The 13,280-nt window shown below is 54.2% G+C and carries 13 protein-coding genes and 1 riboswitch; of the genes, 7 read left to right on the forward strand and 6 right to left on the reverse strand.

The annotated features are described in order from the left end of the window. Positions 1-79 precede the first annotated feature (79 nt). Positions 80-265, reverse strand: coding sequence for a DUF1127 domain-containing protein (locus RAC90_RS20710; RefSeq protein ID WP_033737966.1), 186 nt, complete (start codon positions 263-265; stop codon positions 80-82). Between the two features lie 174 nt (positions 266-439). Here RAC90_RS20710 and RAC90_RS20715 point away from each other — a divergent pair, with 174 nt between their 5' ends. Then, entirely contained in the window at positions 440-1,978 is a 1,539-nt protein-coding gene (locus tag RAC90_RS20715; RefSeq protein ID WP_205957148.1) for a PLP-dependent aminotransferase family protein, read from the forward strand. 113 nt (positions 1,979-2,091) lie between these two features. Here the strand turns inward: RAC90_RS20715 and thiE are convergent, their stop codons facing one another. The 3 genes from thiE to RAC90_RS20730 form a co-directional block, all read right to left on the reverse strand. Next, the gene (thiE, locus tag RAC90_RS20720) at positions 2,092-2,724 is read right to left on the reverse strand and encodes a thiamine phosphate synthase (protein ID WP_033737961.1); all 633 of its coding nucleotides are present in this window, start codon (positions 2,722-2,724) and stop codon (positions 2,092-2,094) included. Next, a complete protein-coding gene (gene thiC, locus RAC90_RS20725) occupies positions 2,725-4,647 on the reverse strand; it encodes a phosphomethylpyrimidine synthase ThiC (RefSeq protein ID WP_375124746.1) in 1,923 nt (640 codons plus the stop codon). Positions 4,648-4,733: 86 nt separating this feature from the next. Then, a riboswitch (TPP riboswitch) is annotated at positions 4,734-4,833 on the reverse strand. A gap of 133 nt (positions 4,834-4,966) precedes the next feature. Then, positions 4,967-5,470, reverse strand: a complete 504-nt coding sequence (locus RAC90_RS20730; RefSeq protein WP_033737958.1) for an Rsd/AlgQ family anti-sigma factor — start codon at positions 5,468-5,470, stop codon at positions 4,967-4,969. A gap of 196 nt (positions 5,471-5,666) precedes the next feature. Between RAC90_RS20730 and nudC the strand changes: the two genes are divergently transcribed. The 6 genes from nudC to RAC90_RS20760 all read left to right on the forward strand — a co-directional run bounded on the left by nudC (position 5,667) and on the right by RAC90_RS20760 (position 10,060). Next, positions 5,667-6,437, forward strand: a complete 771-nt coding sequence (nudC, locus tag RAC90_RS20735) for an NAD(+) diphosphatase (protein WP_033737957.1) — start codon at positions 5,667-5,669, stop codon at positions 6,435-6,437. Between the two features lie 40 nt (positions 6,438-6,477). Further along, positions 6,478-7,548 carry a uroporphyrinogen decarboxylase gene (gene hemE, locus RAC90_RS20740; protein ID WP_039343272.1) on the forward strand — a complete coding sequence of 357 codons (1,071 nt, stop codon included), beginning with the start codon at positions 6,478-6,480 and terminating at the stop codon, positions 7,546-7,548. Further along, complete coding sequence (nfi, locus tag RAC90_RS20745) at positions 7,548-8,216, forward strand: deoxyribonuclease V (RefSeq protein WP_375124747.1); 669 nt, start codon at positions 7,548-7,550, stop codon at positions 8,214-8,216. Before hemE ends, nfi begins: the two co-directional genes overlap by 1 nt. 62 nt (positions 8,217-8,278) lie before the next feature. Then, on the forward strand, positions 8,279-8,869 hold the full coding sequence (locus RAC90_RS20750) for a YjaG family protein (protein ID WP_006121510.1): 591 nt from the start codon (positions 8,279-8,281) through the stop codon (positions 8,867-8,869). A gap of 188 nt (positions 8,870-9,057) precedes the next feature. Further along, a complete protein-coding gene (gene hupA, locus RAC90_RS20755) occupies positions 9,058-9,330 on the forward strand; it encodes a nucleoid-associated protein HU-alpha (RefSeq protein WP_006121511.1) in 273 nt (90 codons plus the stop codon). 67 nt (positions 9,331-9,397) lie between these two features. Continuing rightward, positions 9,398-10,060, forward strand: coding sequence for a DUF1481 domain-containing protein (locus tag RAC90_RS20760; RefSeq protein ID WP_033737951.1), 663 nt, complete (start codon positions 9,398-9,400; stop codon positions 10,058-10,060). A 38-nt stretch (positions 10,061-10,098) separates the two neighbouring features. Here RAC90_RS20760 and purD read toward each other — a convergent pair whose 3' ends face one another. Then, positions 10,099-11,379, reverse strand: a complete 1,281-nt coding sequence (gene purD, locus RAC90_RS20765; protein ID WP_039343270.1) for a phosphoribosylamine--glycine ligase — start codon at positions 11,377-11,379, stop codon at positions 10,099-10,101. A 16-nt stretch (positions 11,380-11,395) separates the two neighbouring features. Then, a complete protein-coding gene (gene purH, locus RAC90_RS20770; protein WP_375124748.1) occupies positions 11,396-12,985 on the reverse strand; it encodes a bifunctional phosphoribosylaminoimidazolecarboxamide formyltransferase/IMP cyclohydrolase in 1,590 nt (529 codons plus the stop codon). Between the last annotated feature and the right edge of the window lie 295 nt (positions 12,986-13,280).

The following is a 13,280-nucleotide window of genomic DNA, read 5'->3' on the forward strand; positions in this document are numbered from 1 at the left end:
CGTGCTGTCGTGAAGAGTGTTTTCCGAAGTCCGTCCTGTTAACGAAATCGACTCACGCCTGTTTACAGGCGAGCCGTAATTAAAAGCGTTTGTTGATATCGCTTCTCTTTAACCCGATATCTTTCAGCGCACTGTCGCTCAGTCTGCATAAAATCATGCGGGTTTCGCGCCGACACTGCCAGCGACGAAAATGATGCCAGATAAAGCGAAACAGGCTGAGTGAAACTGCAAAGGGTTTAGCGCTACGATTTTCCTCATATCCCATGATCCTGCCCTCAGTAAGTAACCTGAGAAATATTTTCATGCAGATACAATTTCCAATACAGATGCACCCGAAGCAATTATTTAACATACAGATTGCCGTCAGCGTGGACTGAATGGTAGAAATACAGGCTGTCTGTACTGTTTTGTCGGGTCATCAACCTGGCTGAGGTCAATCATGACGCGCTATCAACATTTAGCCACATTGCTGGAAAAACGTATTGAACAGGGGTTGTACCAAAGTGGCGAGCGCCTGCCCTCCGTTCGGAGTTTGAGCGTCGAACATGGTGTCAGCATCAGCACGGTACAGCAGGCCTATTATCTGCTGGAGCAGAAACAGCTGATTATTCCGCAGGCGCGTTCCGGGTATTTTGTGGCGCCGCATAAGGCGATGCCACCCATTCCGGCCTTAACGCGTCCGGCGCAATATCCGGTGGAAATTACCCAGTGGGATGCGGTGCTTGACCTGCTTAACAGCCGCCGGGAACAGGATGTACTGCAACTGGGCAGCGGTATGCCGGATTTAACGCAGTCCACACTGAAACCTCTGTGGAAGGCGTTTAGCCGTCAGGCGCAGCAGCAGGAAAGCACGCTGCTGAATTACGACAACCTTTACGGTGTCGCCCGGCTGAGAGAACAAATTGCCCGGTTGATGATCGACAGCGGCTGCCAGCTGACCTCAGAAGATATTGTGATTACCACAGGCTGCCACGAAGCGCTGTCAGTGTCCGTGCGCGCAGTATGCCAGCCCGGCGATATCATTGCGGTCGAATCGCCGTCATTTCACGGCATCATGCAGACATTACGTGGGTTCGGCATTCGGGCCATTGAGATTCCGACCGATTCTGTAACGGGAATCAGCCTTGAAGCGCTGGAACTGGCCTTTGATCAGTGGCCGATCAAAGCGGTCGTCGTCGTCCCTAACTGCAACAATCCTCTTGGCTTTATCATGCCCGAAAAGCGCAAGCGCGCGCTGCTGAGTCTGGTACAGCGTTTTGATGCGGCGATCATTGAAGACGATGTTTATGGTGAGCTGGCCTGGGAGTACCCGCGGCCTTCATCCATTAAATCTCTGGATACAGAAGGACGCGTATTGCTGTGCAGCTCGTTTTCCAAAACGCTGGCACCGGGTTTACGTGTGGGCTGGGTGGCGCCCGGACGCTTCCGCGATCGTGTTTTGCATATGAAATACATTGTGACAGGTTCTACCGCCACTCAGCCTCAGCATGCCGTAGCTGACTTTATCCAGCAGGGCCATTACCAGACGCATCTTCGGCGGATGCGCCAGGTTTACCAGCGCAATTACGACACCTTTTCCTGCTGGGTACGGCATTACTTCCCTTGCGGTATCTGCGTCACGCGGCCTCAGGGCGGTTTTTTGATGTGGATTGTATTGCCTGAGGCATTTGATGCGGTGCAGCTCAACCACGAATTACGCAAATCAGGGATCCAGATTGCCGTAGGCTCGCTGTTTTCGGCCTCCGGAAAGTACCGTAACTGTCTGCGCCTGAATTACGCCTTGCCCTCAAGCAGTAAGATTGAACAGGCACTGGCCTTGACCGGTAAGGCTGTCGAGCGGGCGATGGCCGCCTGTGCGCATCAGCCGTCGGCTGACCTGTCCGCCGTTATCGATATCATTGCTTCAGGTAGTGAGAAGCAGGGCCAGAAAGAGGAGGGAACTGGCCCTGGTCAGGCCATCCCGGCCGGACGCCAGTGACTTTAAAGGACAGAAAAAAGCCGCGCCAGTCGCAATGTTCATTGCCGTGCGCGGCTTTCCAGTTTTTATCTGCCTGTTGCACCACGTGCGCGTTTATCTGCGCGACAGGGTGGTTAATGCCCGGATTCGGGCTCAACAAGCCGTAACAGCTCGCGGGTGGCCGCCCGCCAGTCCTCTGCCTGCGTAATGGCGCTCACCACGGCGATACTGCCGACACCAGTTTCCAGTACCGCCGGAACGCGATCAATGCTGATGCCGCCAATCGCCACGGTAGAGATCCCCTGCAACCGACTCAGATGGCGTTTAAGTTCAGACAAACCCTGCGGAGAAGAGGGCATCACCTTCGTCTGGGTAGGAAAGATATGTCCCAGCGCAATGTAGGAAGGACGCAGCGCCAGCGCCCGATCCAGCTCAGCATCATCGTGCGTGGAAATGCCCAGGCGCAAGCCTGCGTCCAGAATGCGCTGCACATTGGCAACGGCCAGATCTTCCTGCCCCAGATGAACGCCATAAGCCTTATGCTTAATCGCCAGCTGCCAGTAGTCATTAATAAACAGGCGCGCCTGGTAACGCTGACCTGTTGCGATAGCCTGGATGATGGTGGGTTCAACGATCTCATCTGGCAGATCCTTAATCCGCAGCTGAATCGTGCGCACCCCGGCATCCAGTAAGCGTTCGATCCATTCGACGCTGTCGACCACCGGATACAGCCCTAATCGCGGCGCGGTAGCAGGAAAGGCGTTCATTTACTCCTCCTTAATCGCTGTGGCGGGATGATAGAGTTCACCGCCCCGTTCACGGAAATGATCAGACATCTGCGCCATGCCAACCTCAATAGCCTGCGCTTCCGCTTCCTGTCTGGCAGCATAGTCACGCACTTCCTGCGTGATCTTCATTGAGCAAAACTTAGGGCCGCACATTGAACAGAAGTGGGCAACTTTACCCGATTCCTGTGGCAACGTTTCATCGTGATAGGCCCGGGCTGTATGAGGATCCAGCGCCAGATTGAACTGATCTTCCCAGCGAAATTCGAAGCGCGCTTTCGACATGGCGTTGTCGCGGATCTGCGCCCCCGGATGGCCTTTGGCCAGATCGGCAGCATGCGCGGCGATCTTGTAGGTGATTAACCCCTGTTTCACATCCTCTTTATTTGGCAGGCCAAGATGCTCCTTCGGCGTGACGTAACACAACATCGCGCAGCCAAACCAGCCGATCATGGCAGCACCGATGCCAGAGGTAAAATGATCGTAGCCCGGCGCAATGTCGGTCGTCAGTGGGCCCAGAGTATAAAACGGCGCTTCATGGCAATGTTCCAGCTGCTCTGTCATGTTGCGACGGATCATCTGCATCGGGATATGGCCGGGGCCTTCGATCATCACCTGTACGTCATATTCCCAGGCTGTTTTTGTCAGCTCACCCAGCGTGTGCAGCTCAGCGAACTGTGCTTCGTCGTTGGCGTCCTGAATCGATCCGGGGCGTAATCCGTCGCCCAGTGACAAAGCGATATCGTAGGCTGCGCAAATTTCACAGATGTCGCGGAAGTGTTCATAGAGAAAGCTCTCTTTATGATGAGACAGGCACCACTTCGCCATAATGGAGCCACCACGGGACACAATACCGGTCAGGCGTTTTGCAGTCATGGGAACGTAGCGCAGCAGCACACCCGCATGGATAGTAAAATAATCCACGCCCTGTTCGGCCTGCTCCAGTAACGTATCGCGGAAAATGTCCCAGTTCAGGTTTTCAGCCACACCATTGACCTTCTCCAGTGCCTGATAAATCGGAACAGTGCCGATGGGAACAGGACTATTACGCAGAATCCATTCACGGGTTTCATGAATATAGCGTCCGGTCGACAGATCCATGACCGTATCCGCGCCCCAGCGTGTGGACCAGACCAGCTTTTCTACTTCTTCTTCAATAGACGAGGTCACCGCTGAGTTACCAATGTTGGCATTCACCTTCACCAGAAAGTTGCGTCCAATGATCATCGGTTCGGATTCGGGATGGTTGATATTGGCCGGAATAATGGCGCGGCCAGCGGCCACTTCCTGGCGTACAAACTCGGGGGTAATGTTTTCGGGCAGATGGGCACCAAAGCTGTGGCCCGGATGCTGTTGCAGCAGTACCTCACCACGAATGCGCTCACGGCCCATGTTCTCCCTGATGGCGATGAACTCCATCTCTGGCGTGATGATTCCCCGACGCGCGTAATGTAACTGGGTCACACAGCGGCCGGCTTTAGCACGGCGCGGCGTTGGCAGATGTTCAAAGCGCAGGTGATCCAGTCCGTCATCAGCCAGTCGCTGCTGCGTATACGCCGAGCTAATCTGCGTCAGTTTTTCGCTGTCGTCGCGCTCTTCAATCCAGCGAGCACGCAGTTTATCCAGTCCGCGATGCACGTCGATTTTTGCTGCCGGATCGCCATAGGCACCGGCGGTGTCATAAACCGGCACAGGCTCATTTTCCTGGTAAACGGGCTCATCTTTACTGCCGCCGGTCAATGTAGGGCTAAGCTGGATTTCGCGCATGGGGACACGAATGTCGTCACGACTGCCGGTCAGCCAGATACGTTTTGAGTTGGGAAAGGCACTGCCACCCTGCAGGGAATCAATGAATTCCTGTGCCTGAGCACGTTGTTCGCGACGGGTCGTTTTCGTAGTAGACATAGCAATATTCCAGTAAGTGGGAAGGTTGCTTGTCCGGAGTTCGGAAGGAGTAACGGCACAGCGGGCACCCTGAGTGCGGCGTACCGTAAAAATTTACTCTTGTTCCCTTCGCAGGTTCTAACCTGATCAGGTTCCGCGGATCCCGAATTAACGGTCTCAGCCCAATGGGCACTCCGACAAGATTTGGTTTAACGGTTAATCAGGTCCCGCAAGGACGTGCAACCGTCAAACCCTGACTAACATAAAACAGATGTTTTAAAGCCCACTCAGCATAAGGGGGCTTTTTATGAATCACAAGTTATTTACATTTGCGGCACTGTTAAGCAGGGCGGGCAATTTCACTGTCGTTCGCCACGGGCGGAGTCAGGTGATTGTCCCATGCCATTTGGATAAGTTTGTCTTCAAGGGTAAAACGCGCTTCAAGAGCTTCGCCGACTTCTGACAAGGCGTGCTGAAACGTCACATAGTTGTCGTCGTCGATGGCCTGTTGCAGGTGGCCGTCATACAGCTGCATCAACTGCTCGGTATTGGCTTCCAGCGACGGGTAAATCTGCGCGGCAGCCAGCAGCGGACTGGTGCCGTCCATCTCTGCAATCAAACGCTGGTAAAGGCTAAAGTGACCGGATGAAAGATAATCGACCAGCGTGTGGCAAAAGTTATCCAGTGCCTGCTCGTCCAGGCGAGTCAGCGCTTCTTTTTTTGGCTTGATGCCGACCAAATGGTAATAAGAAACCAATAGCTGGCGGCGAGCTGCCAGCCATGAATCTACCAGTTCATTACTGCCACCTACGCGTTGGGTCAGAACGTCTAACTGGTTAAGCATAGTTAACTCCGTATGCGTTATGCACCTTCATATTTCAGATTAGCGATGCGCCAATTGCGCTTGTTCTCCGCGAACCTGTCGGGATAAATAAGCGTGCTGTCGTCTTGCAACCAGAATTATTTGGGTATAGTTGTTCATCTACACACTTAACATCGGGACTTCAGCGTGCGGGTTGACGCTAAGGATGACGAAATAAATGCAATGCGAAATTTCAAGCGTAGACGCTGGATGGTGGATTGTCAGTAGTGAACAGAAAATTTGGTTACCGCAAGGCGATTTACCTCACGGAAACGCACAGCAGTTTGGCCTTACCGGGCACCAGGGGCGCGTGATTGGCGAATGGCAGGGAGAGAAGGTCTGGCTGATTTGTGAAACGCGTTCGTCAGATATGTTGTCGTTGCGCCAGTTACTCAACGAAGATCCGGGCCTGTTTCAGCTGGCCGGGCGCGGTGTGCAGTTAGCAGAGTTTTACCGATCCCATCGCTGGTGCGGCTATTGTGGTCATGAGATGCATGCCAGTAAACGCGAATTTGCCTGCCTGTGTAGCCATTGCCGTGAACGTTATTACCCACAAATTGCGCCCTGTATTATCGTTGCTATCCGCCGTGGAGATGAGATCCTGCTGGCCAACCATGCGCGTCATCGTAATAACATTTACACTGTGCTGGCCGGGTTCGTTGAAGTCGGTGAGACCATTGAACAGGCGGTTGCACGCGAAGTGATGGAAGAGAGCAACGTGCGCGTGAAGAATGTCCGTTATGTCACTTCCCAGCCCTGGCCTTTCCCGCAGTCCTTAATGATGGCCTTTATGGCGGAGTATGACGGCGGCGACTTACAGCACGACGGTAAAGAGCTGTTGGATGCCGGATGGTTCCGTTTTGATGCGCTGCCTTTACTGCCTCCACCTGGCACCGTTGCCCGTCGATTAATTGAAGATACCGTTGCCCTCTGCCGCGCTGAGGCGTGAGAGTGCTACACTACTCGCTTGATACCGAGAGAGTCCTGACATGAGTGAACTGAAGAACGACCGTTATTTGCGCGCCCTGTTACGCCAGCCTGTCGATGTTACCCCCGTATGGATGATGCGCCAGGCCGGACGATATTTGCCGGAATATAAAGCCACGCGTGCCCAGGCGGGCGACTTTATGTCGCTGTGTAAGAATGCCGAGCTGGCCTGCGAAGTCACCCTGCAACCATTGCGTCGCTACAAGCTCGATGCGGCCATCCTCTTCAGTGATATTCTCACCATTCCTGATGCGATGGGATTAGGGCTGTACTTCGAAACGGGGGAAGGTCCATGCTTTTCAAACCCCGTAACCTGCCGTGCCGATGTCGATCGCCTGCCTGTTCCCGATCCTGAACAGGAACTGGGTTACGTGATGAATGCCGTACGGACCATCCGTAAGAACCTTAATGGTGAGGTGCCCTTAATTGGTTTTTCAGGCAGTCCGTGGACGCTGGCAACCTATATGGTAGAAGGCGGCAGTAGTAAGGCCTTCACCAAAATTAAAAAAATGATGTACGCCGAACCTGCCACATTGCATGCCATGCTGGATAAGCTGGCCGACAGCGTTATTCTCTATCTTAACGCTCAGATCCGCGCCGGGGCGCAGTCAGTCATGGTGTTTGACACCTGGGGCGGCGCATTGAGTGGCCGCGATTATCGCGAGTTCTCGCTGTATTACATGCATAAAATCGTCGACAGCGTACTGCACGAAAACGAAGGCCGTCGTGTGCCGATCACGCTGTTTACTAAAGGCGGCGGTCAGTGGCTTGAGGCCATGGCTGAAACAGGCTGCGATGCACTGGGCCTGGACTGGACTATCGACATCAGTGAGGCCCGCCGTCGTGTCGGGCATAAAGTCGCCTTACAGGGCAATATGGATCCCTCCATGCTGTACGCACCACCGGCCCGTATCGAGCAGGAAGTGGCCAGTATTCTGGACGGTTTCGGCAAAGGTGAAGGCCACGTATTCAATCTGGGACATGGTATCCATCAGGATGTACCGCCAGAGCATGCCGGCGTCTTCGTTGAGGCGGTGCACCGCCTTTCCCGCCAGTATCATCAGGAGTCATAATGGATATTGCTGCACTTCGTGCGGAGCAACAACAGCGTGCCGCAGACGTCGTGCGGCAGGACGATTTTGATGTGCTGCCGCCACGCTTTATTGGTGGCGCAGACGTCGGGTTTGAACAGGAAGGTGCGGTCACGCGCGCGGCGCTGGTTATTCTCGAATACCCGTCGCTGAAGCTGGTGGAGCATCGTATCGCGCGCATCGAGACGACTATGCCGTACATTCCTGGCTTTCTCTCTTTCCGGGAATATCCCGCCTTGCTGGCGGCATGGAATATGCTGGAGCAGAAGCCTGACCTGTTGTTTGTCGACGGTCACGGCATTTCGCATCCGCGTCGGCTCGGTGTGGCGTCACACTTTGGACTGATGGTCGATGTTCCCACCATCGGTGTCGCCAAAAAGCGTTTGTGCGGACGGTTTGAGCCGCTGGACGAGACTCCCGGCAGTCGCCAGCCGTTAATGGATAAAGAGGAACAAATTGGCTGGGTATGGCGCAGCAAGGTACGCTGTAATCCGCTGTTTGTGGCCACCGGGCATCGCGTCAGCCTGGACAGTGCCCTCGATTGGGTTGAAAAGTGTACTCAGGGCTACCGTTTACCGGAACCGACGCGCTGGGCAGATGCTGTCGCATCACGCCGACCTGCATTTCTGCGCTGGCAAAACGCGCTTTAGCACTGTTTGTAGGGCGCTTTTGCGTTACACTGCGGCCAGCGAAACGAATAAGAGCTCTGTGTATGTTACAAAACCCTGTGCATTTGCGTCTGGCAAAGCTGGAAAGCTGGCAACATCTGACGTTTATGGCTTGCCTGTGCGAGCGCATGTATCCTAATTACATGGCCTTTTGCCAGCAAACTGCGTTTGCCGATCCTGCGCTTTACCGCCGGATTCTCGATCTGATTTGGGAAACGCTGACGGTGAAAGATGCAAAGATCAACTTCGACAGTCAACTGGAAAAGCTCGAAGCTGCGATTCCGGATGGCGATGATTTTGAGGTCTACGGCGTGTATCCGGCCATCGATGCCTGTGTGGCATTAAGTGAAGTGCTGCACGCCCTGTTAAGTGGCGAAACGCTTGAACATGCGATTGAAGTCAGCAAGACCTCCATCACCACCGTGGCCATTCTGGAAATGACTCAGGCAGGTCGTGAAATGACCGATGAAGAGCTGCGGGAAAACCCGGCTGTCATCGACGAATGGGACCTGCAATGGGAGATTTTTCGCCTGCTCGCAGACTGTGAAGAGCGAGACCTTGAATTGATAAAAGGTCTGCGATCCGACCTGCGCGAGGCGGGAATTAGTAACATCGGTATAAAAATTCAGCAATAAGGCGAGAAAACGTGACTTCAGGCCTTAATTAGCGCGCCTGGAGGCTTCACATCAGCCCCCTGTCTGGTCTACATTTGGGGGGCTGAAAATTGTGGCTATCGGTGCGTGCAGGCTGAAGAGTGCCCGAAGTTGGCTTTTCCCTCGCACTCGTTGCTTAGCAAGCGATAAATACACTTTAAGGATAACTTATGAACAAGACTCAACTGATTGATGTGATCGCAGAAAAAGCTGACCTGTCTAAAACCCAGGCCAAGGCAGCGCTGGAATCTACTCTGGCTGCAATCACTGAGTCTCTGAAAGAGGGTGATGCTGTACAACTGGTTGGTTTTGGTACTTTTAAAGTGAACCACCGCGCTGAGCGTACCGGTCGTAACCCACAGACTGGCAAAGAAATCAAAATCGCTGCGGCAAACGTACCTGCATTCGTGTCTGGTAAAGCTCTGAAAGACGCCGTCAAGTAAGACGTCGCATAGCGGTAAAGTTTTAAACAGGGGCGATTTCGCCCCTTTTGTTTAAGGGCCAGCCACCATGACTACGCTGCTTCAGCGCTTTTCCGCCCTGCTTCTCTCCTCACTGATTATCGGGTGCAGTTCCACCCCCGACATTCCCGCCTTTTCCGCCAGTGGTTATCTGGCCGACCGTGGCAGTGTGCGTATCTGGCGTAAGAATACGGATCATCAGTCTGTGCATATCCGTACGCTGTACAACCCATTTAACAGCGAAAAAAGCGAAACGACAGACTACCGCTGGCTGGGCGATCACCTGGTCAGCGTTGAGCGTCAGGTGAAAGGCGCGCCTCCCGACGATGTCACCCTGCGATTTGACCAGAATGGCAGTCTTAACTTTATGCAGCGCCAGCTTGCTACTCAACGTGAAGCGGTCAGCCCTGATACGGTGGAACTTTATAAGTTTGACGCGCAACGTATGCGGGACGTCAGCGATGCGCTCTTAAGCGGTCGGGTGTTTCTGAAGCAGGGGCACTGGGCAGGGGGCAATGTCGTGGAGACCTGTGACGGTCAAAAGGTGACGCCAGCGTTTGACAGTGAGGCATGGCAGACGCTCACGCATTACCGCCGTCATTCCGCTGGTCCCTTGATGGTTTCATGGCTGGAAGCGCCGGAAGGCGTTCAACTGTTGCGGGTCAGCCACAAAGACGAATGTGCAGATGAGCCGAAAGAGGCAGATTTCTGAGACATGAAAAAGGGGCACAACGTGTGCCCCTGTCATCGTTACTGGCGACCAATGGCGCGATAGCCGATATCGCGGCGGCAGAAACTGCCCTGCCAGGAAATCGGCTGAGCAAGCGCATAAGCGCGCTTCTGCGCAGCGGCAACGTCATCGCCTAACGCGGTGACGCACAACACACGTCCACCGTTAGTCAGTACGCGGTCGCCTTCCAGGCGTGTACCGGCATGGAAAACTTTGCCGTCAGCCGCTTCTTCCTGCGGCAAACCGTGAATCTGTTCGCCGTTCGCGTAGGGGCCAGGGTAGCCGCCAGCCGCCAGCACCACGCCCAGCGAAGGGCGGGGATCCCATTGTGAGTCTTTTTGATCGAGCTTGCCTTCACAGGCAGCCAGACAGAGATCCACCAGATCCGATTGCAGGCGCAGCATAATGGGCTGCGTTTCCGGATCGCCGAAACGGCAGTTGAATTCGATCACTTTTGGCTGACCGGTCTTATCGATCATCAGCCCGGCATATAAGAAGCCTGTGTAGACATTCCCTTCTGCTGCCATGCCACGTACGGTTGGCCAGATGACCTGGTCCATGACGCGCTGGTGGATTTCATCCGTCACCACTGGTGCAGGAGAGTAAGCGCCCATACCGCCGGTGTTTGGTCCTGTATCCCCATCGCCGACGCGTTTGTGATCCTGACTGGTGGCCATCGGCAGGACATTCTCGCCATCGACCATCACGATAAAACTGGCTTCTTCACCGTCCAGGAACTCTTCGATCACAATACGGTGCCCGGCGTCACCAAAGGCGTTGCCCGCCAGCATATCCTGCACCGCGTTTTCGGCTTCCTGCAACGTCATGGCCACAATGACACCTTTACCGGCAGCCAGGCCATCGGCTTTGATGACAATGGGCGCCCCTTTTTCACGCAGGTAGGCCAGCGCAGGGGCGACCTCGGTGAAATTATGGTATTCGGCAGTGGGGATGTTGTGACGTGCAAGGAAGTCTTTCGTGAACGCTTTCGAACCTTCCAGCTGTGCGGCAGCCTGAGTCGGACCAAAGATTTTTAAGCCAGCGGCACGGAATGCATCCACCACGCCAATCACCAGCGGCGCTTCGGGTCCAACGATAGTGAGATCGATCTGTTCACGTTGCGCAAAAGCAAGTAATGCCGGGATATCTGTTGGGGAAATATCGACGTTCTGTAAAGCCGGTTCCAGCGCCGTACCTGCATTACCAGGGGCGACAAAAACGGCCGTTGCCAGCGGCGACTGGGCGGCTTTCCAGGCCAGGGCATGTTCACGTCCGCCGTTACCGATGATTAAAATTTTCATAAAACGCTCCACAGAATTAATGACGGAAGTGACGCATATCAGTAAAGATCATGGCAATACCGTGTTCATCGGCAGCTGCAATCACTTCGTCGTCGCGGATAGAGCCGCCTGGCTGAATTACACAGCTCACGCCCACGGCTGCAGCGGCATCAATACCATCACGGAATGGGAAGAACGCATCGGAAGCCATCGCAGAACCTTTAACTTCGAGACCTTCATCACCCGCTTTGATGCCCGCAATTTTGGCAGAATAGACGCGGCTCATCTGGCCCGCACCTATGCCAATAGTCATATTGTCGCGTGCATAGACAATGGCGTTGGACTTAACGAATTTAGCCACTTTCCAGCAGAACAGAGCATCACGCAGTTCCTGTTCAGAAGGCTGACGCTTGCTGACGACACGCAACTGGCTGGCATCGACCATCCCGAGATCGCGATCCTGAACCAGCAGACCACCATTCACCCGTTTGAAATCCAGCGCGGCGACACGGCCCTGCCATTCACCACATACCAGTACACGAACGTTTTGTTTAGTCGCCGTGATTTTCAGGGCCGCTTCGGTCGCCGAAGGGGCGATGATCACTTCAACAAACTGCCGGCTGATAATGGCCTGTGCGGTCGCCTCGTCCAGTTCACGGTTAAACGCAATAATACCGCCAAATGCAGAGGTAGGATCGGTCTGGTAAGCGCGCTCGTAAGCCGCCAGAATGGACTCGCCGACGGCCACGCCGCAAGGATTAGCATGCTTTACAATGACGCACGCGGGCTCAGCGAATTCTTTTACGCACTCCAGTGCTGCATCGGTATCCGCAATGTTGTTATAAGACAGTGCTTTGCCCTGCACCTGCTCGGCGGTAGCGACAGAGGCCTCCTGTACATTTTCTTCTATATATAAGGCGGCATCCTGATGGCTGTTCTCGCCATAACGCATATCCTGCTTTTTAACGAAGTTAAGATTGAGGGTGCGAGGGAAGCGTCCTGCCGGCTGCTCAGTTTCACCATGGTAGGCGGGAACCATGCTACCGAAGTAGTTGGCAATCATGCTGTCGTACGCAGCGGTGTGTTCAAACGCTTTGATCGCCAGGTCAAAACGGGTTTCCAGCGTCAGTGAGTTTTGGTTGGCGTCCAGCTCGGCGATGATGGCCGGGTAGTCGCTGCTCTTTACCACAATCGCCACATCTTTGTGGTTCTTGGCCGCCGAGCGCACCATGGTTGGGCCACCAATATCAATGTTCTCTACGGCATCTTCCAGTGAGCAGTCTGGCTTCGCGACGGTTTGTGCAAAGGGATAAAGGTTAACGACCACCATATCGATAGGGTTGATAGCGTGCTGCGCCATTACCGCATCATCTTGTCCGCGACGTCCCAGAATGCCGCCATGGACCTTCGGGTGCAGCGTTTTAACGCGTCCATCCATCATTTCCGGGAAACCGGTGTAGTCAGACACTTCGATGACGGGGAGCCCTGCCTCTGCCAGCAGACGTGCGGTGCCGCCTGTAGAGAGCAGCTCAACACCACGTTGGGAGAGTGCCTGAGCAAATTCGAGGATGCCGGCTTTATCAGAAACACTGAGCAGGGCGCGGCGTAAAGGACGAGGTTGTTGCATGGTGGTTTTATCCCTTGGCTTTGATTCGCGTAAATAAGAGCGTTACATCAAGTTTGCGAGCTTTCTTCCTCTTTATAGAGAAGTGAAAACGCGAAAACTTCAGGTAACGCCCCGAAAAGGGGCATCCATAGCGTTGCGGGGGCATTGTAGCGAAAACGTTTGCGTGATGCTCGTCTAAATTTGTACGTAACAGGAATGTGGATAACTTTGTGTGTAACTGCGTATAAGGCGGGCTTTTGCTGTGGAATGCAGCGAACAGTCATTTTTATTGAATTTAGCCCTTGTCAGCCTGCGA

The sequence above is a fragment of the Pantoea sp. CS_6 genome, assembly GCF_041954745.1.
GTDB lineage: Bacteria > Pseudomonadota > Gammaproteobacteria > Enterobacterales > Enterobacteriaceae > Pantoea > Pantoea stewartii.

Coding starts and splice junctions, on each gene's coding strand:
- RAC90_RS20710 (WP_033737966.1), bottom strand. CDS start 265: ATGGGATATGAGGAAAATCGTAGCGCTAAACCCTTTGCAGTTTCACTC.
- RAC90_RS20715 (WP_205957148.1), top strand. CDS start 440: ATGACGCGCTATCAACATTTAGCCACATTGCTGGAAAAACGTATTGAA.
- thiE (WP_033737961.1), bottom strand. CDS start 2,724: ATGAACGCCTTTCCTGCTACCGCGCCGCGATTAGGGCTGTATCCGGTG.
- thiC (WP_375124746.1), bottom strand. CDS start 4,647: ATGTCTACTACGAAAACGACCCGTCGCGAACAACGTGCTCAGGCACAG.
- RAC90_RS20730 (WP_033737958.1), bottom strand. CDS start 5,470: ATGCTTAACCAGTTAGACGTTCTGACCCAACGCGTAGGTGGCAGTAAT.
- nudC (WP_033737957.1), top strand. CDS start 5,667: ATGCAATGCGAAATTTCAAGCGTAGACGCTGGATGGTGGATTGTCAGT.
- hemE (WP_039343272.1), top strand. CDS start 6,478: ATGAGTGAACTGAAGAACGACCGTTATTTGCGCGCCCTGTTACGCCAG.
- nfi (WP_375124747.1), top strand. CDS start 7,548: ATGGATATTGCTGCACTTCGTGCGGAGCAACAACAGCGTGCCGCAGAC.
- RAC90_RS20750 (WP_006121510.1), top strand. CDS start 8,279: ATGTTACAAAACCCTGTGCATTTGCGTCTGGCAAAGCTGGAAAGCTGG.
- hupA (WP_006121511.1), top strand. CDS start 9,058: ATGAACAAGACTCAACTGATTGATGTGATCGCAGAAAAAGCTGACCTG.
- RAC90_RS20760 (WP_033737951.1), top strand. CDS start 9,398: ATGACTACGCTGCTTCAGCGCTTTTCCGCCCTGCTTCTCTCCTCACTG.
- purD (WP_039343270.1), bottom strand. CDS start 11,379: ATGAAAATTTTAATCATCGGTAACGGCGGACGTGAACATGCCCTGGCC.
- purH (WP_375124748.1), bottom strand. CDS start 12,985: ATGCAACAACCTCGTCCTTTACGCCGCGCCCTGCTCAGTGTTTCTGAT.